This is a genomic window from Gracilibacillus suaedae, assembly GCF_017599345.1.
In the GTDB taxonomy this organism is placed as follows: domain Bacteria; phylum Bacillota; class Bacilli; order Bacillales; family Amphibacillaceae; genus Gracilibacillus; species Gracilibacillus suaedae.
In genome coordinates this window covers 1-20222 of sequence record NZ_JAGFVL010000006.1, presented here as the reverse complement: position 1 = coordinate 20222, position 20222 = coordinate 1, and the positions used below count along the sequence as shown (strand labels likewise).

The following is a 20222-nucleotide window of genomic DNA, read 5'->3' as shown; positions in this document are numbered from 1 at the left end:
TTTCGATTCGATCAGTGACAGTTGTCGATACTGTGATATAATCAAACATAAAGTCTAGACAACAGATATTCTAAAAGGATGGATTTTCAATGGCGATTTATCAAGAAATTAAAGAATCTTTAAAAACTGCTATAGAAGACGGCAGATATCCAATTGGGGAGCGTTTACCACCAGAAATGACCTTAGCTAAGCAATTTAAAGTAAGCAGAGAAACCATTCGCTCCGCCATTAAACTGCTTGAACAAGAAGGCAGAGTAGTTGTCCGTCATGGTGTCGGTACATTTGTAGTCAATCCTCTCCCCTCACTCCCAAACAGTTTAGAAAATCTTATGAGTGTAACATCGATGATTATGCATGCTGGATTAGAGGACGGCGAAAGAAGGGAAAAACTAAGAACAGAAATTCCTACTGATGAATGGAAAGAATTGTTACAACTACAACAAGAAGAGCAGGTAATTGTTCATGAACGAATTAGAACGGCGAATCATGAGCCTGTTGTTTTTTCCAAAAATGTTCTTTCTAGCAATTTAGTTGGAGATCTTATATTAAAAAAAGAAACAATTGGTTCACTCTTTCAATACTTACAAAATGTACATAATATTGAAATTACTAATGCTTCTACCGAAATCGTTGTTCCGTTACACACTGATCCTAATTGTCAAAAGCTACTAATTCACCCTGCTACGACAGTTCTATTATTGAAACAGATACATTATGATCAGCATCATACACCCGTTCTCTATTCATTGGATTATTTTCGCAATGATGTCTTTAAATTTTTTATTACGAGAACCAAAAATTAACTACTTCTCTTTTGTTAAAGCCGCTCATAGAGGGGCTTTTACTTTTTTATAATTTACAAAGTTTATACAATACTATAATTTTCGCTTAATAATCGCATGTTAAAGTATCACTATAAGATGTATAGACTTCTCAATAGAAATACAATTGGTTTCCTTCATCAGAAACCATTATCCCCCTATAAAGTCTATACTTCTTATCTATTATTATTAAAAGGAGGTGTAGACGTGTGGTATTTACGAACTTTTGGCAAACGAAAAATCATCGAGTTTATTTTCCTTTGTTTATTCATGTTGTTTTTCTTCGGACCATTGCTCAACCTTCTTTTGCTAGCATTTGCAGGTGAATGGCAATACCCTGACATACTTCCGAAAGTATGGTCGCTCGATTGGTGGTCATTCGTTTTGCAGGATGACTCTTTAGTTCGATCCATGTGGTTATCTTTTCTTATCGCAGCAATTGTCACATTGATTTCCTTAATAATCTGTATTCCAGCAGCATACGCTTTTGCTCGGATCCAATTTCCTTTCCGCCGTTTTTTCTTATTTTCCTTTTTGTTAACAAATGCTTTTCCAAAAATGGGCTTATATGTTGCTATTGCAGTACTCTTCTACCAAATGAATTTGATGAATACATTCACCGGAATTATTCTGATTCATATCATCAACACATTGATGTTTATGACATGGATACCTTCCGCTGCTTTTGAAAATGTACATAAGTCGCAAGAAGAAGCAGCAAGAGATGCTGGTGCTTCACCAATTCGTGTTTTCTGGCACATTACTTTGCCTATGGCTAAACCTGGCATTATTGTAGCATGCGTATTCACCTTCTTATCTTCACTCAATGAAGCAGAAGGAACATTTTTAGTCGGGGTTCCAAACTATCAAACAATGCCTGTCATCATGTATTCAATCATTGCCGATTATCCAAGTACAGCTGGGGCAGTTTTCTCGGTCATTCTGACATTACCAACAATTATTCTATTATTTGCAGCAAGACGTTTTGTTGGTGCAGATACTTTTGCAAATGGATTTAAAATGAAATAAAGGAGTGATGGATGGTTGACTATCAAACTATCAATCGAAAATTTATCTAAAATTTATCCTACTGGTGAAGGTGTTCAAAATATTGATTTTCACGTTAATGAAGGTGAGCTCGTTACGCTATTAGGTCCTTCTGGATGTGGAAAAACAACCGTATTACGAAGTGTTGGTGGTTTTATTGATCCAACGAGTGGTGCGATCAAAATCAGTAACAAAGAAGTACATCATTTACCTTCAGAAAAACGACCAAGTGCTATGGTATTTCAAAGTTATAACTTATGGCCACATATGACCGTATTCGATAATTTAGCTTTCAGCTTAAAATTAAAAAAAGTAAAAAAGAAAGAAATACAAATGAAAGTAGAAGAAGTATTAACACTTGTTCATTTAACAGGGATGGAAAAGAAATATCCTAGTGAATTATCTGGTGGTCAGCAACAACGAATTGCTTTAGCACGTGCACTATTACTCGAACCAGAAGTATTACTGTTGGACGAGCCTTTCAGTGCCTTAGATGCAAAGCTACGTCATGAACTCCGGGAAGAATTAAGAGAAATACAATCAAAACGAAATTTAACGATGCTTTTTGTTACACATGATCAAGAAGAAGCATTATCGATCTCGGACAAAATTGTCGTCATGAACAATGGACACATTGAACAGATCGATAATCCACAAGAAGTCTATAATGCACCTAATTCCTTATTTGTTGCACAATTTATTGGAAGAATGAATTTCATCAAAGGAAAGTCGGTAAATAACACGATACAAATTGGTGATTTAACCTTTATCCATAATGATGCGTATACAGGAGATGTCACAATCGGCATTCGTCCAGAAGACATACAACTTGCCACTGCCAATACAAGGAATATCGAAGCACAAATAGACAAAATCATGATGCTTGGCCATTTTGCCGAAATAACGTTAAAGACTATGATTGGTTCACTCAAGATGTTCGTAGACCGTCAACAAATGGAGCAATTTGTATTAAAAAGTACCATTCCCATTCAATTAAATAACTTTTTAGTTTTTAAGGAAACGGGAGAAGTACTAAATAATAGGAGGATGGAAGTATATGAAAATATTTAATGGAGTAAAGCAGTTAGCCGCAGGAGCAATCATTGGTTTCAGTGCATTATCATTAGTTGCTTGTAGTAATGGGAATGAGGCAGACGCATCAGGAAAAACCGAAATCTCCTTATACAGCTCAGGTTCAAAGAATGTGGAGGAATTCTGGGAAACCGTTGTTCCGATGTTTGAAGAAGAACATGACGATATTGATGTGAAATTTGTCTTTGTTCCTTCAGGGACAGGAGGACAATCAACAATGGACCGAATCCTTGCAGCGAAAGAATCCGGTAATGATTCTGAGGTTGATATTTATGAAGGATCACTTGAAGATATTCTGCGCGGTAAGGAAACGGGAGATATTTTCTATCCTTTAACATCTCATAATGTGGAAAATTTAAGCAATGTTCAAGAAGAAAATCTAGCAGGTGCAAATGATCTAGCTGTTCCCTATCGCGCTTCTTCAGTTGTACTTGCATACAATGAAGACAAAGTGACAGATGTACCAGATACTGCAGAAGAGCTATACCAATGGATTAAAGATCATCCAGGTCGTTTTGCATATAATGACCCTACTACGGGGGGGTCTGGTAGTTCATTTGTGTTAACTACTGTCTACAACCAACTAGAAGATGATGCTATGAATATTCAAGATGAAAGTATTATGGAAGATTGGGATCAAGGCTTTGATTTGTTAAATGAACTTGGCCCTTACATGTACCAAGAAGGTGTCTATCCGAAGAAAAATCAAGGTACCTTAGATTTATTGGCAAATGGTGAAGTAGATATGATTCCTGCTTGGTCAGACATGGCATTAGAACAAATCAACAAAGGGCTCTTACCAGAAACTATTAAATTAAAGCAAATACAACCTGCTTTTACAGGTGGCCCTGCTTATCTAATGCTAGCGAATAACGATGATCAAGAACGGAAAAAGGCTGCCGAAGAATTTTTAAACTATGTACTAACGTTAGATGTACAAGAAATTGTGATGGATCAAATGTATGGATATCCAGGAATCAAATGGGATCTCTTATCTGAAGAAGATCAAGAGAAATTTGCTGATGTGATGGATGGTTATCGTATTTTTAATGGTGGCGAACTTGGTAGTAAATTAACCGAACAATGGCAAAAAGAGGTCGCTGCACAATGAGTAAGAAATGGAAAGCAACATTATTAGGAATAGGGCTTGTTATGCCCTCTTTCCTAATCTTGCTCATTCTTGTGATGTATCCTGTTTGGTCGTCTATTAAAACAAGCTTTACAGGTGAAGACGGCCAGTTTACATTCGAACATTATATTTATATTTTTACAGAGCCACTTATTTTAACTAATATTCGCCATACTTTAACGGTCACAATCCTTTCTTGTGTTTTTGTATTAATAATTGCTTATTCCATTGCCATCTACTTGCGTTTCAGTCAAAGTACTGTCGCGAAATGGATAAACAAAACATATTTGATTCCAATGTTTATACCAGGAGTTATTGCTGTATATGGCTTTATCAACTTTTATCGAGATAATGGATGGGTAGCTCGAATTATTGGTGATGAACATATGCCTACTATTATTTATAATGTGAAAGGTCTATTAATGATTAACATTTGGTTTAATATCCCTTTTACAACGATGCTATTAATCTCAGCTTTACAATCGATCCCAAATTCGATTATTGAAGGCGCAAAGGATGCTGGTGCCAATCAATGGCGGTTATTTTGGCACTTTATTTTACCTTTGTCCTATCGTACGATGCTCGTAGCACTTACCTTTTTATTTATGGGAATTGTCGGAAGTTTTACAGCACCTTTCTTAATTGATAAAAATGCGCCACAAATGCTTGGTGTTTCTATGCAACAACATTTCTCTGTTTTTAACGAGATCGAGCAATCAAGCAGTTTAGCCGTGTTTATGTTTTTATTATGTTCGATTGTTGGTTACTTTTATATTTACAGTAATATAAAAGAATCCAAGAAAGAAATGAAGTAAATGTTTATTAGGAGGTTACTATGACAATTCAACTACTTGATAGGCCTGCTCCATTAACAGAAAGACAGACTTTTGTTGTTAATCTTCCTGATTCAGGATTCTACTCTATAACATTAACCGTTAGTAGTTCAACTTCATGGTCTGAGGAAGGAAATGAAGCAGCAATGGTTCGGTTATGGATCGATGATTTGCATCACCAGGACATTATTCTTTTTTATGGACATGAAAGTTTCCGATATGAACGGTATTTAGGGGAATGGCAAGCAGGAAGTTATCAACTTCAAGTTGAACCTTTCACTGAAGAGCATACGATTTTAATTGAAGCGATCGAAATAGAAAGGCTAACACCTACAGGCAATGACTTACTTGCACTTCAGCATGCCCCTATTTTGCATGGAAGGAAAATTTATGGTAAATATGACAATTTATATACAGATACTCCATTAGAAATGCTTTATCGTATCGACGAATGGGAGAAAGGAAAGATAATCGAATATCATATGGTGTTTAGTCATGAAGATGAAGGAACTCCTGCTATGATGTTAATGGCTAAATGGGGCCGACTGCTCGATATTGAATATATGATAAGAGTATATCTCTTTGAAGATAATTCAATTGACCATGCTATTTATCAAGGAGCACACCATATTGATACAAAATATACGAAAGCTTATAAGAACGGAAAGCGCCCGATTATGCAAACTGCTACAGGTAATGGTAATTTTACAGATGAAATTACCAGTCAATATCACTTCTCCTTCCTGCCTAGACAATGGAAGCCAAAAGAAGAACCAAGAGAATTTGTAATGGATCGTTTTCCATATGTGAATGATGTGATGGAATGGGAAGCAAAACGACAGCTAACAGATAAACAGCCACCATATAATCAGTTAGAAACATTGTCTTCCTTCTTATTTATTCAATCATCCATTTGGGATGTTCCACTTGGACAGGTAACCATTGATTTTGCTTGTCAATTAGAAGGAGACGATCATTGGTATAGCAGTTCCTATCATCAAATGAAGCTTGGACCCTTTGACGCGGCATACACAGGTCCTGATCATCATTTTACTGTTGCAATCTATCTACCACTCATCGTAGATTTCTCTCAGATTTCTAAAATCAATGTTCGCCTTATTAATAAAGAAATAGAGAATGTCACTGTCAAAGGGTTAAAGGTTTTTACCTATCACAAAGAAACAGGATTACAAACATGTCTTCATAAACAGGAAACCTATTCACTTAATCAACATCAAACAGAACATAATATTTGGCACAGATAGTTAGGAGTAATTAGTATGACCATTTTATTTCAAACGAAAGCAGAACTTACACAAGCAAGTATACATTCCCATTTAACCTATACTTTTTATGTACCAGAAGAATCTGAAGCACTTTCGATTGATTTTCACTTCTCCCCTGACACATTGGAAAATAATGAGGCAAAACAAAAAGCTATTATTTCAGAAGCTTTCACACGCTATAACCTATTACCAGAACAAAATGAGACAGACGAGCTTTTTGATAAATATAGCCCATTAAAAAACTTACTTACATTGTCAGTCGATGATTCAAATGGATTTCGCGGTGCAAGGCATTGTCATGCATCAACCCAACATGTCTTGATTGCTCAAGAAGCTTCTTCTCCAGGTATGTTGAATGGCTCCTTACCATCTGGGTTATGGTCAGTTACTATCAGTGTTCATGCCATTGTCACGGACATGTGTCAATTTTCTTTAACGATTAAGACTGATAAAAGGCAATCAACAAACCCGATACATATACCTTGGCAGAATCCAATGCATATCGGCAATATTCCGGAGAATTTAGTACAAGAAAGTGGTGAATCAATCAATCATAAAGCATCAGAATATAAGTGGGTAGCAGCTGAATTACACGCCCATACTTTTCACAGTGACGGACAGCAAACCGTTCCTGAGATGGTCGAGATTGCAGAACAACAAAACTTAGATGTACTTGCGATTACTGACCATAATACAACAAGTCCCCTACATGAAATGGAAGAGCAACGAAACAAAACTTCGCTTCAACTGCTATATGGGCTAGAGTGGACCACTTTCTTCGGTCATATGTTAACATTTGGCTATTCAACGCTTACCTACACAGATTGGCGTAAAATCGGACCAACCGATGTTCATAAAGGTTTAGCACACATACATAACCTTGGGGCAATCGCTGGGATTGCTCATCCGTTTCGTATCGGTAACCCTATAGGAACAGGCTGTCATTGGGAGTTTCAGATAGAAGATATCCATGATTTTGATTTTATGGAGGTTTGGAATGGGAATCATCCGAGTATTTCTTTCTATAATCAAAAAGCGCTCGACTTTTGGACAGCTCTCCTAAACAAAGGATACCGTATGCCAGCAACAGCGGGACGCGATTGGCACCACAACAATGATCCTTATGCAAACTACGCTATTACATATGTCCATATGCCCAAAAATTCGGATACATTTCGCCAGGACTTTTTACAATCGATTCGTGAAGGAAGAATCTCTATTTCCTATCAAGCGGTACTTATGTTAAAAATCAAACAAGCACAAACGACTTATACAATCGGTGATACTGTGAGAAAGAATTCATCACCACTAAAATTATCCTTAGAAATGCAAGAAGCTCCTGAGCATGCATGGTATAAGCTTGTTTCTAATAAAGGATTAATCATGAAGGGAAAGTTTAATAAAGATGTGATGGAAATGCCACTTGATGCTGATTCACTTACATGGATACGCGGGGAATTATATAATAAGCAAGAAAAATTAATCGCATTCACCAATCCGATTTATTTTCAATAAAAACACAATTAAAGCAATGTGAAGTACAATAGAAGGATGGAACATACTTTACATTGCTTTTCTCTAGCTTATTTTACCGGTAGTTCATTCCCCGAAACATTATTTATCATCAAACAACAAAATCTCTCATATCTCATCAAATGATTTCGCCTTTACTAATCGTTGTACGATAGAACGGCTATCAATTACTTTTTCTAACCATTTATACATCGCTTATAAATCTTCTTGACTATCTTTCTTTACACAGAGCATACAGACAAACTGTACCTGTTTATTCACCCATGTTATCGGTTTTTCTAATGTACAAATAGCGATAAACGTTTTATCTGTTTTTGGAGTAATTGGATGTGGTATTGCTACCAAATTACCAAATGAAGTTGGCGCTATCTCTTCACGTTCTAACACGGCATCTAAAAATCCTTCCTCTACCAAGTCCATAGAATCTAATTGTGCTGCCATATACACTAATACTGCTTCCCTCGTCTGTAGATCTTGTCTTTGAATAAATATCATCTGTTCATCTATATAAGCATCAACCATTTGGTTCTCATCTAGCACAAGCTTTTCAATTCTACTTATATCTTGATCTCCTAAAATCGCATTCACTTCTATTACTTGTACTGGTAGCTTTTCTGGTATTGGTATGGAACTAACAATAAAGTCGATATTTGATAAATTGTATTGGTGAAGCTGATAACCCTCATATGGAGGAAGAAGTTATGCGAAGGAAAAAATCTCGAAATAGATTATGTAAAGAACATACAAAACAATGACTAGTATAGATATAATGCTTTTCCTACTCACTAAGTGAACACTAGTCTTAAAAATAACTAATCAATAAAGCGAACGTTGTCTCCTAGTAGATTTACGAAAACACAAAACCCCTGTTCAACTTTTTACGAATTAATCAGGGGAAACGAGCTATCTATTTTGCTATTGTTTATTTATTATTCTAAATATAGACTTGAACTCCTTGACTCACTGTTATGCAATATTTCTCCCTTTAAACCGGTTCGCTGACAATCCTCTTAAATAATTATTCTATTGCAGACTTCCTAGATCCGAATAAATACTGTATTGCAAAGTGAATGATTAACCCTAATAAAAAGGATATACAAATTCCAAAAAATGTAGCTTCAGTAGTAAATGTAGTGTCCTCTACTTCAATATTATAAAGAGATAAGCCAAAAATTGTAGGATTAGATGAGACATTTGATTCTAGTAACAATAGAATAATCGGTGTAATAAAAACAACTAAAACATATAAAAATGTAACACTCAACCCACTCGATATAGCCTTAAATATTTTTGCCACTATTATCCCTCATTTCTGTTAAGATATTTATAATATTCTTTCCGTCTGGTAAATTAGGATGTAGCATTGCCAAGTTACCAAAAGCTAATAATATGAACAAACTTGTAAAAGGTGTTTCAATAATATTAAACAATAAAATGGCTACAAATATCGGAAACAAACAACCCGAAATGGCTACAATTAAATTTCTAATGATGTTATCGAACTTCTCGTGAGTAACATAAAAATATTTAAGATTAATTTCAATACCAAAGTAATAGAACGGCTTCCCTTCCAAAATATTAAATAGCATGATGGGAATAATATGTCCTATTTCATGTACAATCAGCACGAGTAATGTAGCAAGCATTAATTGTATCAAAAACGTTAATAACGTCATTTCACTATTGGTCTCCTTAAATAGACAGTTTCGATGATAAGAAATAACATTACAGCAAGTGATATATATGTAAACTGGACAAGGATTGGATGATTCAATAACTGTTTTATAAACATGTCAAAAATATTTACGGAAATTAATAATATAATGATGACGTATACTTTGTTTAGTTCATTTATTTTGATTACAAAACCAACCATAGTAGATAACATCGTAATAAACGCTATACTAATAAAAGTTTCAAGTATCCCATACACTTCCATTCTAGTAACAGTATAACTAATCATTATAAATAGAAAGTAAGTGATGCAGTTTAATAGATAAATGATCAATAATCTCGATAAAAAATACTGATACTTCCCGATATTCAACGAATAAATTGCTTGCATATATTCTTTAAAATGAATTCCAATAGTTAACGGCAACAGCAACATGATTTCTTTCAAACCAAAATTAATTAACATTGAATAAATCAGTGAAAAATTAACTAATTCTAAACTATAATAAAGACCGATGACCAGAACCATTAAAATAATGAAGAAAAATCCTTGCTCCACAAAAACTTGATTACGAAAGAAATGTATTGTTTCTAGTTTGCTTTGAAGTAGGAACTTACTGTTATAGTCTAATTTCTTTGGAGTGTATTTTGGTGAAAGGGTGCCTGCATCTTTTTGCATAAAACAATTATTTAAAAATTTTAAAGAGAGTTTAACGAATAAAAAAGAAACGCTGATGCCTAACAAAATGATTACAATGAAATGAAGTAATGAATTTCCCCCTAATAATACTTCTAAAGGGTTAATGATCATAATTAGACCCGCTATTACAGCTACTTTTATAAAAGTATTTAACCAAAACCTTTCCTTCACACCCGTGAACTTGACAATAAAAATATTGACAACCATCCAAATTGTAAAGCAAAGAAAATAGCTAATAATAAATATTACGAGTAACAATAATAAGTAGGCAAGATCAATAGTGTAGTCTTTGATAATCACACTGATCATAACTGGTAGTGAGGCCAAAACTAATAAAATATAGTAGAAAACGGATGGTAATAGGATCCTACTTAATATAATTTGATAAGCTTTTATCCTTGTATTTAAATAGAAAAACACAAAATCATTTGTTTTAAATATATTTCTAAATATAATGACAAAGAATGTGCTTACGATTAAACTTATCTTAACTAAATTAATAAAAATTACTTTTAGCTCTAATTCCAGATGTGTGATTATTTGTAATGATGCCGCCCCGTATATTGCGTAGAGTAGGATTAAACCTAAAGCTATTAATAGCGAATGGGATGGATTATTGATTATGAAGGATCTTACCTTTTCAGTAATTTTCTTAACTTCGACATTCTTAACTACCTGATATATTAAGTTCATCTAATAACCTCTCAATATATTTGTAATAGTCTTTATTTACTTTTGTGTATAAATCCTCTAGCATAATATTACCAAACTTACTTTTTACTTCTTCCTTCGTACTGTTTAATTTCATCATCCCATCTCTTAATATCACAATATGATCAAATAAATCTTTACCAAAATTCAAATCATGTGTCGAGATGAGAATGCCTACCCCTTGAGATTTAAGTTTATCTAATACCCGCTTTAGTGTGATGATCATATCAGGATCCAAACCGTTTGTCGGTTCATCAAAAACTAGAAAATTAGTTCCTCTAAACAATTGAGATACAATTTGTGTTTTCTTTTTATTTCCATGTGAAAGGTTCCTAATTGGAACGTTCATGTACTTTTCTAAATTAAAAATTTCAATTAAATTTTCTAAGTACTCATTAGTGGTTTCAACTCCATTTGAAGATTTCATTAATTGGAAATATTCCGTCGGTGTTAAATAATCTAACAAAGAAATATTATCCGGTAAATAGGCAATTTGACTTTTAAAATAATTTACATCTTCTTGAGAATCAAAGGAAAATTGACGATTATCTACTATAAGCTCCCCGTCAAACTCAATAAGACCAAACAATGATTTAATAATAGTAGTTTTACCTGCACCATTATGTCCTAACAATAGATTAATGTTTCCAGGTATAATTTCCATTGATATATCATTTAGTTCAAAAGCATTGTATTTTTTTTTCTTAATATATAAAGAAATCATATTTTACACTCCTAATGCGGTAATTTGGAAAGAGGCTAACTATATAAAGTCAATAGTTAGCCTCTCTGGTGGATTACTTACACCACACTGAAAGGGATACCGGACCTATCTTGAATTTTCCACCATAATCAGCACCATTACCATATGTTTGACATACCCACATTAAAAGTGCTATACCTACAATTGCAACAACCATGTAGACAACAACCCACCAGCCTGCATTTTTTTGAACCTTATCTGAAGCAGCTAATTCTTGACCTACATTTAATACTCTAGCAATAAAATCCAATAATACAGTAAATAATAATAGAGATGATTTGTTTATAGCAGTAGTCATAATGCAACCCTCCTTTCTTCATTAATTGAAAGTTCCATATATCTTTTGTAGTCCCTGTTGTTTATTTATGGAACCATCTATTGTCACACCCTAAGTTTAGGATGTAAACAAAAAGTAAATAAGAATTGTGTTATGTCATGACAAAGGATTGACATTCTAGAGAAGGAACAAATCAATGTTATGAAGTTATTTCTTATTGGAAGTTTTTATATCTCGGGGTGATAAGTTTTTGACGTTGGACGCGCTCTACTTTCATTTATTCTTACTCATAGGATACCACAGTTATATTAATTCAACATTAATATTCGGTAAAAAATGTAAAAACACTATTAATGTCGGTATAACTTTTCAATGCTGGAGATTTTATTTAGCGTTTATATTTTATGATTTTATTATAGCATGCAGACAAACATAGCATGAACTAAGAACATGATGATACGGATCAGCAATCTGGATAATCCATGATTCTCTGTTATTGACAAAGCTCGACAATCTTGAGATAATAACTGCAATTAAATATTGGTACCTTTAATTCAGTCCCGTGAGGCTGACAAGGACAACGGATTTGAAAATAGGCTACATGTGTATATATTTACAAGACACACGTATCTATTTGTCAAAAGCTTCTTGTCAGTCGGGCAGGAAGCTTTTTTTGATATGAAGCTTGGTCGGAAATCTTCCAAACTACTAGTATGAGAATTCCACTTAGCTTATTATCGAATTAACTGCTCGACGCTGGTACCAGTAACAGGACAAGGGGGAACTTATAATGGATAAAGAATTTTCACTTCAAGCTGTACCACAATCCTATCGAAATGGCTTTTTAAAAATGTTTGTCGTGATGCTCGGGTTTACTTTCTTCTCTGCAAGTATGCTTTCTGGCGGAGAATTAGGACTTGGTTTAACGATGGTAGAATTTATATGGATGGTTTTACTTGGAAACCTGATTCTCGGATTATATACAGGTGGACTCGCTTATATAGCCGCTAAAACAGGCTTATCTACTCACTTACTTGCACGTTATGCCTTTGGTGAGAAAGGATCTTATCTAGCTTCTTTTTTATTAAGTACCACACAAGTAGGCTGGTTTGGTGTTGGATTAGCTATGTTTGCCGTACCAGTTAATAAAGTAACTGGAATTGATATGTTAACATTAATCATTATTTCGGGAATTGTCATGACTTTTTCTGCTTTCTTTGGAATGAAGGCATTAGCCATTCTAAGCTTGATCGCAGTTCCAGCAATTGCGATCCTTGGAAGTGTGTCTGTTGGTATTGCGATAAATGATTTAGGTGGGCTATCTGCATTATTTGCCTATCAACCGGAAGCAACGATAAGCTTAGCTGCAGCACTTACAATCTGTGTAGGATCATTCGCAAGTGGTGGGACATTAACACCAGACTTTGCTCGCTTTGCTAAGACAAAAAAGACTGCAGTTATCACAACCTTAATCGCCTTTTTTATCGGTAACTCATTAATGTTTCTCTTCGGTGCGGTAGGTGCCATTTCAACTGGTCTCGGTGATATATCAGAAGTAATGTTTGTCCAAGGCTTAATTGTACCAGCCATTATCGTATTAGGATTAAATATTTGGACAACAAACGATAATTCCTTATACGCTTCAGGCCTAGGCTTTTCCAATATAACAAAAATTAAGAAAAGTAAAGTAGTCATCTTCAATGGAATTGTCGGGACTATCTTTGCGATGTGGCTATATAATAATTTTGTTGGTTGGTTAACCTTACTTGGAGCAGCACTTCCACCCATTGGTGCTATACTATTAGCTGACTTCTTCTTATTAAGAAAAGGTCGCTATCCGGCAATAGAAGAAATGACGTTTCAAGTGATTCGTTGGCCTGCTATTATTGCTTGGATAGGTGGATTTGTAGCAGCACAATGGTTACCAGGAATCCCACCATTAAATGGTATTATCGGTGCAATTATGTTATATGTAGGTTTGACACTAGTCACAGAGAAAGTATTTAAAACAGAGAAAAGTATAGTGTTAGGAAAAGAGGTATAAATTGTGATTATTCAAAATGCAACATTGCCAAAACGAGAAGGGCTATGGAATATCTATATCGAAAATGGAAAGTTTTCGAAAATAGAAGAAGCAAAAGACATAGAAGGCGCACTAGATATAGAGGGTAAATTAGTGAGTGCTCCTTTTATTGAACCCCATGTTCACCTTGATACGACATTAACAGCAGGTGAGCCCAAATGGAATGAAAGTGGTACACTTTTCGAAGGGATTTCTACTTGGGCTGAACGAAAGAAATCACTAACTATTGCAGACGTCAAAGCAAGAGCGACAAAAGCATTAAAATGGCAAATTGCACAAGGTATCCAGCATGTTCGAACACATGTCGATGTATGTGATCCATCGTTGACTGCGATGAAAGCATTGTTGGAAGTAAAAGAGGAAATGAGGGAATACATTGACCTTCAGTTGGTTGCATTCCCTCAAGAAGGCTATCTATCTTATCCAAATGGTGCTGAGCTTGTAGAGGAAGCATTAAGAATGGGTGCAGATGTCGTTGGTGGCATTCCACACTTTGAATTCACTCGTGAAAATGGTGTGGAATCGATGAAAATTGCGTTCGATTTAGCAGAAAAATATAATCGTTTAGTCGATATTCATTGTGATGAGATCGATGATGAGCAATCTCGATTTATTGAGGTTGTCGCTGCAGAAGCATATAAACGTAACTTAGGCAGTAGAGTTACAGCTAGCCATACAACTGCTATGCATTCCTATAATAGTGCATATGTATCGAAATTGATGAAGCTTCTTGGGCTTGCTAATATTAATTTTATTGCTAACCCACTTGTTAACATTCACTTACAAGGGCGCTTTGATGATTATCCAAAACGACGTGGTATAACGCGTGTGAAAGAATTAACGGAAGCAGGAATTAACGTTAGTTTTGGGCATGATGATATTTTTGACCCATGGTATCCTCTTGGAACAGGGAATATGCTACAAGTATTACATATGGGAATACATGTGACACATTTAATGGGATACCATCAGATTATAGATGCCTTTAATTTCATTACCGAAAATAGTGCGGTAACATTAGATATCCAAGATAAATACGGAATGGAAGTTGGCAAACCAGCTAATTTCATCATCCTAAATGCTAACAATATTTATGATGCGGTTCGAAAACAAGCAGAAGTGTTAGCATCTTATCGAAATGGTGTAAAACTAGCAGGCACGAAACCAAGAGAAACTGCTATTTATTTAGATACAGAAGAAACAATCGATTTCGAAAGATAATGTGCACCGTGTAAAGGGATTGTCTTAAGCCTTTGATAGACCTAGGACAATCCCTTTTAACTAGCACTATATATTATTTATACATGTTAAGATGTTATTTCACTAACTGTATGAACAGGAAGTACACATTGTATATCTTTCTCTGTACCTGCCGCTTCCGAGGAAGGATGAAAATAATTCATATGCTCGGACACAAATGCTGCTTGGTTCGACATTAGAGGATTAGAGACTTTATGATGGGAAATGATGATGTAATTATCTGTGAGCTCTACCGCGCGCCATGCTTGCTCATCTAAACATGCCGCAATTTGAACAAATGTCCAATTACCTTGGTGCACTATAGAGTTTTGATGATTATGACCATTAAAGTAAACAGCTTGCCCTTTTTTCTTTTCTAAGACACGCCACATATCTATGTTGGAGTCGATAGATAATTTATCGATATCAGAGCGGGAGGTTGTATTGTATACCGGATGGTGTGCAAAGACAAATAGTGGTTTTGTTCCAGATGCTTCGACGACTTCTTCCAGCCAAGCCAATTGCTCTTGATTGATCGAACCACCCCAGTCCTCATAGTCCATTTCTTTGGCAGTATTCAAAAAGGCAAAAACCGCATTTCCTTTAGCAATGGTATGATATAATGGCTGACCAGTTATTTTTAAGACATTTTCAATAGATTGTGCATACAAATCATGATTACCTAATACATGATAGAAATTTCTACCTTGACTATTGATGATCTGATAAACATCTTCAAGCTCATCTGTAGTACCATAATGGGTTAAATCACCTAGTGAAATATGTAGATCCGCTTCATTACCAAGAAAAAGTTCTAGAAAAGAACGATAGAAATCCCCCTTCGCTTCTTCCAATCCTTCAACACTCGAATCAACTTTTGGAAAATGCAAGTCACCTATTACAGCAAATTTCATCTAATCCCTCCTTACGCTAAGGATAACTTACTAATGTTAATGCAACATGAACATTTAGTAAGAAAAACGTAAATTTAAGACCTGTTGTATATAGCAATATATAAGAAACCTAAATAAAATCAAGATGGTAAACTAAACAAAAAAAAGGAGGGTTCAGTATGACGATACCATATCAAAGCATCGTTCCCCACTTATGGTTTGACAAAGAAGCGAATGAAGCAGCAGCATTTTATACTACCATTTTTCCTGACTCCAAAATTACGAATCGTGTAGTGCTTAAAGACACACCATCAGGTGACGCTGATTTAGTCTCATTTGAGCTGTGGGGACACCAATTCATGGCAATTAGTGCGGGGCCTTATTTCACATTCAACCCGTCGGTGTCTTTCATGGTTAATTTTGATCCTTCAAGCGTGAAGGACGCGAGTGAAAAATTAGATGAGGTTTGGAACCAATTGTCCGAAGGTGGCACCATATTAATGCCACTTGATAAATATCTATTTAGCGAGAAATATGGTTGGATTCAAGACAAGTATGGTTTATCTTGGCAATTAATCCTTTCCGATCCAGTAAGTGAAGAGCGCCCTACAATAGTTCCATCGCTAATGTTTGTTGGAGATAAATGCGGAAAAGCAGAAGAGGCGATTCATTTTTATTTGTCCTTATTTAAACATTCACGGCAGGGTCAAATTGCCCGCTATCCTCGAGGGATGGAGCCTGACAAGGAAGGAACAATTATGTTTGCTGACTTCATGCTTGAAAATAATTGGTTTGCAGCAATGGACAGTGCCCTAGATCATGCATTCAGCTTCAATGAAGCAGTCTCATTCATGGTATATTGCGACACACAAGATGAGATTGATTACTACTGGGACAAACTGTCTGCGGTTCCTGAATCCGAACAATGCGGATGGTTAAAAGATAAGTACGGAATTTCATGGCAGATAGTGCCAACAGAAATGGACGAAATCATGAGAAAAGGCAAACCTGAACAAATTGACCGTGTTAATCAAGCAACACTTAAAATGAAGAAGCTTGATCTGGTGGAGTTGCAAAAAGCGTATACGAGGTAACAATATCCATAAGAAAAAGAAGGCTTATCGTTAAGCATAGCGAATAGCCTTCCTTTTTTTATACTATAGTAATGCTTTCTACTATAAAAAAAGAGCCTTTGAAAATTCAAAGACTCAAACAGCAAAGTGAATAATGAAATGAAGTAAAAACAGACAAGCGATCACGTAAAGTGTGAAGGATACCTTTCGTGCACTCCCTGTACTTAATTTCAAAATCACATAAAGAATAAATCCAATCGCAATTCCATCTGCAATGCTATAGGTGAAAGGGATCATCACAATAATAAAAATCGCAGGGAAAGACTCACTTAGATCACGTAAATCTAATTTCTTTATATCTTGAATCATAAGTCCCCCGATGATCATCAACACCGGTGCAATCGCATTGGAAGGAATCATTTGGATATATGGAATAAAAAACGTAACAATTAAAAACAAGAATCCTGTCGTAATCGTCGTTAATCCTGTACGGCCACCTGCAGTAATAGCTGCGGTTGTTTCCGCAGTTGATACGGTCGGACTCGAGCCAAAAAGACCAGATAACATTACCGAGATTCCATTTGCTTGAAAAGCTTTTTTAAACTTCTCTGGGCGATTCGTTGCAACTACATGGCTATACGTTAAACCAACATTCTCAAATAACACAACCATAGTAATCGAAAATACCGCAACTAAATAGGGTAATGTTGACCAACCGGTAAAAGAAAAAGCCCCCAATACTTCCTGATATCCTTGCAACGAGAATGACTCATTTGTTTTAGAAGGTAGTACTCCTAATAAAAAAGCAATTCCAGTTCCAAACAGAATTGTCCATAAGAAGTTACCTTTGACATTGCGAACAAATAATACTAACGCAATGATAAACGTAAGAATCGTCGCAAAAACAGCAGGCTCACTGAAGTCTCCTAAGGCAATAATAGATTGATCGCCTCGCTCAACTAGATGCCCCTTCTCTAAGCCGATCAACATAAGAAATAGTCCAATTCCGATATTGATCGCCAGCTTAATCGATTCCGGAATCGCATTTTTTATCACCGTTGTCAGCGATGAAAAGGCAATCAGCGTGAAAACAAGACCAGACACAGTGGTAACTCCGAGAGCTTGCTGCCACGTTAGCTCCATGGACTGTACAAGCGTGTAGGCAAACATCGCATTGATACCCATTCCCGGAACAACTAGAATTGGCGCATTAGCATATAGCCCCATTATCAGACAACCGACAAAAGAAGTAAGAATTGTTCCTAGTACCGCTCCCTCTAAAGGAACACCTGCTTCTGATAAAATCAAGGAATTCACTGCAATAATGTATGCAATCGTGAAAAACCCGATTAATCCTGCAGACAATTCTTGCTTTACGCTCGTCTCATGTTGTTTTAATTGAAAAATATCTTTTCTCAATGTAATTCCTTCTATTCAATTATCCCTCTCCCGACCCGCTCTAATAAAAGAGCCAACTTATATTGTATTAAATTTAGAAAAGTTGTCAACTCTAATTTGTCAATTGGCCTAGTAATCACAGGAATTCTCTTAACTATAACAACCTCGCATCACTTCATGTCCAATCGTTCTCAAATTGATATTTGTATTATCTCGAATTGCGATTTACAATAAAGATAACAACATGAAAACGCTTCATTAATGCATAACTCTTTGAAACAAGAGCATGAGGAGGACTTCATATGAGCCAATTAGAAAGAAACGACAAAATAGAACAACTACTAGAGAAAAATAAATTCACTGAAGAAACAATCTTCAACATGACAGACGAACAAATAGAATATTTTCACTGGCTCTATTTCGAGGAATCTGTATATGATTTAATGTGATATTAGTTTAATGTACACAGCTCTTAGTTGGTTAATTCTGAGAGCTGTTTTTAAATGACAAAAATTCAGTGTCCCACTAGCTTAAGTAATTACTTTTCTTTTAACTCTGATATAAACTTATTTATTTCCGAAAAATTTGGAAGCGCTGGAATACCTCCTTGTTTTTGAGCAACATATGCACCCATAGCGTTTCCGAAGAGAAGTAATTCACTCATAGTCTTTTCTGAAATTCTTTGATATTGCATGTTGTTTTCTAATATCTTGTAAAGAACCCCCGCAAAGAAAGCATCTCCACATCCAGTTGTATCTACAGCAGTTATCGATAATCCTGGTTCAAACAAAGTAGAATCCCTTTTACAACAATAACTCCCTGAACTACCAGCCGTAATAAAAAGTAAAGCTACACCATATTGCTGAAATATCAATTTAGCACCTTTCTCCACATTGTTCGTACCTGTAATAAAAGTTAATTCTTCATCTGATAGTTTTACTATATCTGCATAAGATAATAATTCTACTATTCTCTTTTTTGCCGCTTCTAAAGAATCCCATAAATCAAGTCTAAGATTCGGATCATATGAAATGATTATTTCATTTTCCTTAGCTATTTTTAAAGCTGTTTGCGTAGCTTCTCTAGATGGCTCGTTCGTCATAGAAAGAGATCCCACATGCAATATCTTCGTTTGAGCAATCGATTCAGGTTTTAGATCTTCTTTTGATAACATGGTATCAGCTCCAGGATTTCTGCAAAAACTAAATGCACGCTCGCCATTTTCATCTATATGAACAAACGCGAGTGAAGTATGTATATCGGAAAAAACCATCCCAGATGTAATAATCCGATTTTCATACAATGTATTTTTAAGCATATTTCCAAACTGATCATTCCCAACCGAGCCAATAAATGATGTTTCTTTACCTAATCGAGATAACGCAACCAATAGATTACCAGGAGCTCCTCCTGGATTGGCTGTAAATATTGGATACCCATGCTCACTAACTCCGTTTGGTGTAAAATCTACTATCATCTCACCTAATGCTGTTACATCTACCATTATTTCACCAACTTCTAGCATATTTTTCGCTTTTACAAGTTTATTTAGTTTGTTTAAATAGGTTCCATACTTAAGAAAAACCGGGAAAACCCACCCGGTCCTGTTCAAAGTAGTTATTTTGACATGATTAATAGTCGTAACAACCGCTTCGGCTTGCCCACTTCGC

General features: G+C 35.4%; 20 protein-coding genes. 11 read left to right on the top strand and 9 right to left on the bottom strand.

Features of this window, described 5'->3' with window-relative positions; all coding sequences use genetic code 11:
* Window positions 1-89 precede the first annotated feature (89 nt).
* From J5J03_RS00410 to J5J03_RS00380, 7 genes are all read left to right on the top strand, one after another.
* Window positions 90-803: a GntR family transcriptional regulator gene (locus J5J03_RS00410; RefSeq protein ID WP_208585575.1), complete on the top strand. Its 714-nt coding sequence runs from the start codon at window positions 90-92 to the stop codon at window positions 801-803.
* A gap of 225 nt (window positions 804-1028) precedes the next feature.
* Entirely contained in the window at window positions 1029-1850 is an 822-nt protein-coding gene (locus J5J03_RS00405; protein WP_331460392.1) for an ABC transporter permease, read from the top strand.
* Between the two features lie 15 nt (window positions 1851-1865).
* Window positions 1866-2939 (top strand): ABC transporter ATP-binding protein, encoded by a 1074-nt coding sequence (locus J5J03_RS00400; protein WP_208585573.1) that lies wholly within the window; start codon window positions 1866-1868, stop codon window positions 2937-2939.
* Window positions 2926-4071, top strand: a complete 1146-nt coding sequence (locus J5J03_RS00395) for an extracellular solute-binding protein (RefSeq protein WP_208585572.1) — start codon at window positions 2926-2928, stop codon at window positions 4069-4071. The genes J5J03_RS00400 and J5J03_RS00395 overlap by 14 nt, the downstream gene beginning before the upstream one ends.
* Window positions 4068-4904: an ABC transporter permease gene (locus J5J03_RS00390; RefSeq protein WP_208585571.1), complete on the top strand. Its 837-nt coding sequence runs from the start codon at window positions 4068-4070 to the stop codon at window positions 4902-4904. Before J5J03_RS00395 ends, J5J03_RS00390 begins: the two co-directional genes overlap by 4 nt.
* Window positions 4905-4924: 20 nt before the next feature.
* Window positions 4925-6187 carry a hypothetical protein gene (locus J5J03_RS00385; protein ID WP_208585570.1) on the top strand — a complete coding sequence of 421 codons (1263 nt, stop codon included), beginning with the start codon at window positions 4925-4927 and terminating at the stop codon, window positions 6185-6187.
* 15 nt (window positions 6188-6202) lie between these two features.
* Complete coding sequence (locus J5J03_RS00380) at window positions 6203-7723, top strand: CehA/McbA family metallohydrolase (protein ID WP_208585569.1); 1521 nt, start codon at window positions 6203-6205, stop codon at window positions 7721-7723.
* A 213-nt stretch (window positions 7724-7936) separates the two neighbouring features.
* Here the strand turns inward: J5J03_RS00380 and J5J03_RS00375 are convergent, their stop codons facing one another.
* The 6 genes from J5J03_RS00375 to J5J03_RS00350 form a co-directional block, all read right to left on the bottom strand.
* Window positions 7937-8329, bottom strand: a complete 393-nt coding sequence (locus J5J03_RS00375) for a PTS sugar transporter subunit IIA (protein ID WP_208585568.1) — start codon at window positions 8327-8329, stop codon at window positions 7937-7939.
* A 430-nt stretch (window positions 8330-8759) separates the two neighbouring features.
* Window positions 8760-9038 (bottom strand): hypothetical protein, encoded by a 279-nt coding sequence (locus tag J5J03_RS00370; protein ID WP_208585567.1) that lies wholly within the window; start codon window positions 9036-9038, stop codon window positions 8760-8762.
* Window positions 9022-9417: a metalloprotease family protein gene (locus J5J03_RS00365; RefSeq protein WP_208585566.1), complete on the bottom strand. Its 396-nt coding sequence runs from the start codon at window positions 9415-9417 to the stop codon at window positions 9022-9024. Before J5J03_RS00365 ends, J5J03_RS00370 begins: the two co-directional genes overlap by 17 nt.
* Entirely contained in the window at window positions 9414-10226 is an 813-nt protein-coding gene (locus J5J03_RS00360; RefSeq protein ID WP_208585565.1) for a hypothetical protein, read from the bottom strand. The genes J5J03_RS00365 and J5J03_RS00360 overlap by 4 nt, the downstream gene beginning before the upstream one ends.
* A 556-nt stretch (window positions 10227-10782) precedes the next feature.
* Window positions 10783-11550, bottom strand: coding sequence for an ATP-binding cassette domain-containing protein (locus J5J03_RS00355; protein ID WP_208585564.1), 768 nt, complete (start codon window positions 11548-11550; stop codon window positions 10783-10785).
* Between the two features lie 73 nt (window positions 11551-11623).
* Window positions 11624-11887 (bottom strand): hypothetical protein, encoded by a 264-nt coding sequence (locus J5J03_RS00350; RefSeq protein ID WP_208585563.1) that lies wholly within the window; start codon window positions 11885-11887, stop codon window positions 11624-11626.
* A 769-nt stretch (window positions 11888-12656) separates the two neighbouring features.
* On the opposite strand from J5J03_RS00350, the gene codB reads away from it, so the two are divergent.
* The gene (gene codB / locus J5J03_RS00345; RefSeq protein WP_208585562.1) at window positions 12657-13910 is read left to right on the top strand and encodes a cytosine permease; all 1254 of its coding nucleotides are present in this window, start codon (window positions 12657-12659) and stop codon (window positions 13908-13910) included.
* Window positions 13911-13913: 3 nt separating this feature from the next.
* Window positions 13914-15170, top strand: a complete 1257-nt coding sequence (gene codA / locus J5J03_RS00340; protein WP_208585561.1) for a cytosine deaminase — start codon at window positions 13914-13916, stop codon at window positions 15168-15170.
* 86 nt (window positions 15171-15256) lie between these two features.
* Here codA and J5J03_RS00335 read toward each other — a convergent pair whose 3' ends face one another.
* A complete protein-coding gene (locus J5J03_RS00335; RefSeq protein ID WP_208585560.1) occupies window positions 15257-16102 on the bottom strand; it encodes a metallophosphoesterase family protein in 846 nt (281 codons plus the stop codon).
* Between the two features lie 158 nt (window positions 16103-16260).
* Here J5J03_RS00335 and J5J03_RS00330 point away from each other — a divergent pair, with 158 nt between their 5' ends.
* Window positions 16261-17175, top strand: coding sequence for a VOC family protein (locus J5J03_RS00330; protein WP_208585559.1), 915 nt, complete (start codon window positions 16261-16263; stop codon window positions 17173-17175).
* A gap of 114 nt (window positions 17176-17289) precedes the next feature.
* Here the strand turns inward: J5J03_RS00330 and J5J03_RS00325 are convergent, their stop codons facing one another.
* The gene (locus tag J5J03_RS00325) at window positions 17290-18573 is read right to left on the bottom strand and encodes an NCS2 family permease (protein ID WP_208585558.1); all 1284 of its coding nucleotides are present in this window, start codon (window positions 18571-18573) and stop codon (window positions 17290-17292) included.
* A 281-nt stretch (window positions 18574-18854) separates the two neighbouring features.
* Between J5J03_RS00325 and J5J03_RS00320 the strand changes: the two genes are divergently transcribed.
* A complete protein-coding gene (locus tag J5J03_RS00320; RefSeq protein WP_208585557.1) occupies window positions 18855-19001 on the top strand; it encodes a BH0509 family protein in 147 nt (48 codons plus the stop codon).
* Window positions 19002-19090: 89 nt separating this feature from the next.
* Here the strand turns inward: J5J03_RS00320 and J5J03_RS00315 are convergent.
* Window positions 19091-20222 (bottom strand): carbohydrate kinase family protein (locus J5J03_RS00315; RefSeq protein WP_231710532.1); only part of this gene is annotated, 1132 nt, incomplete at its 5' end.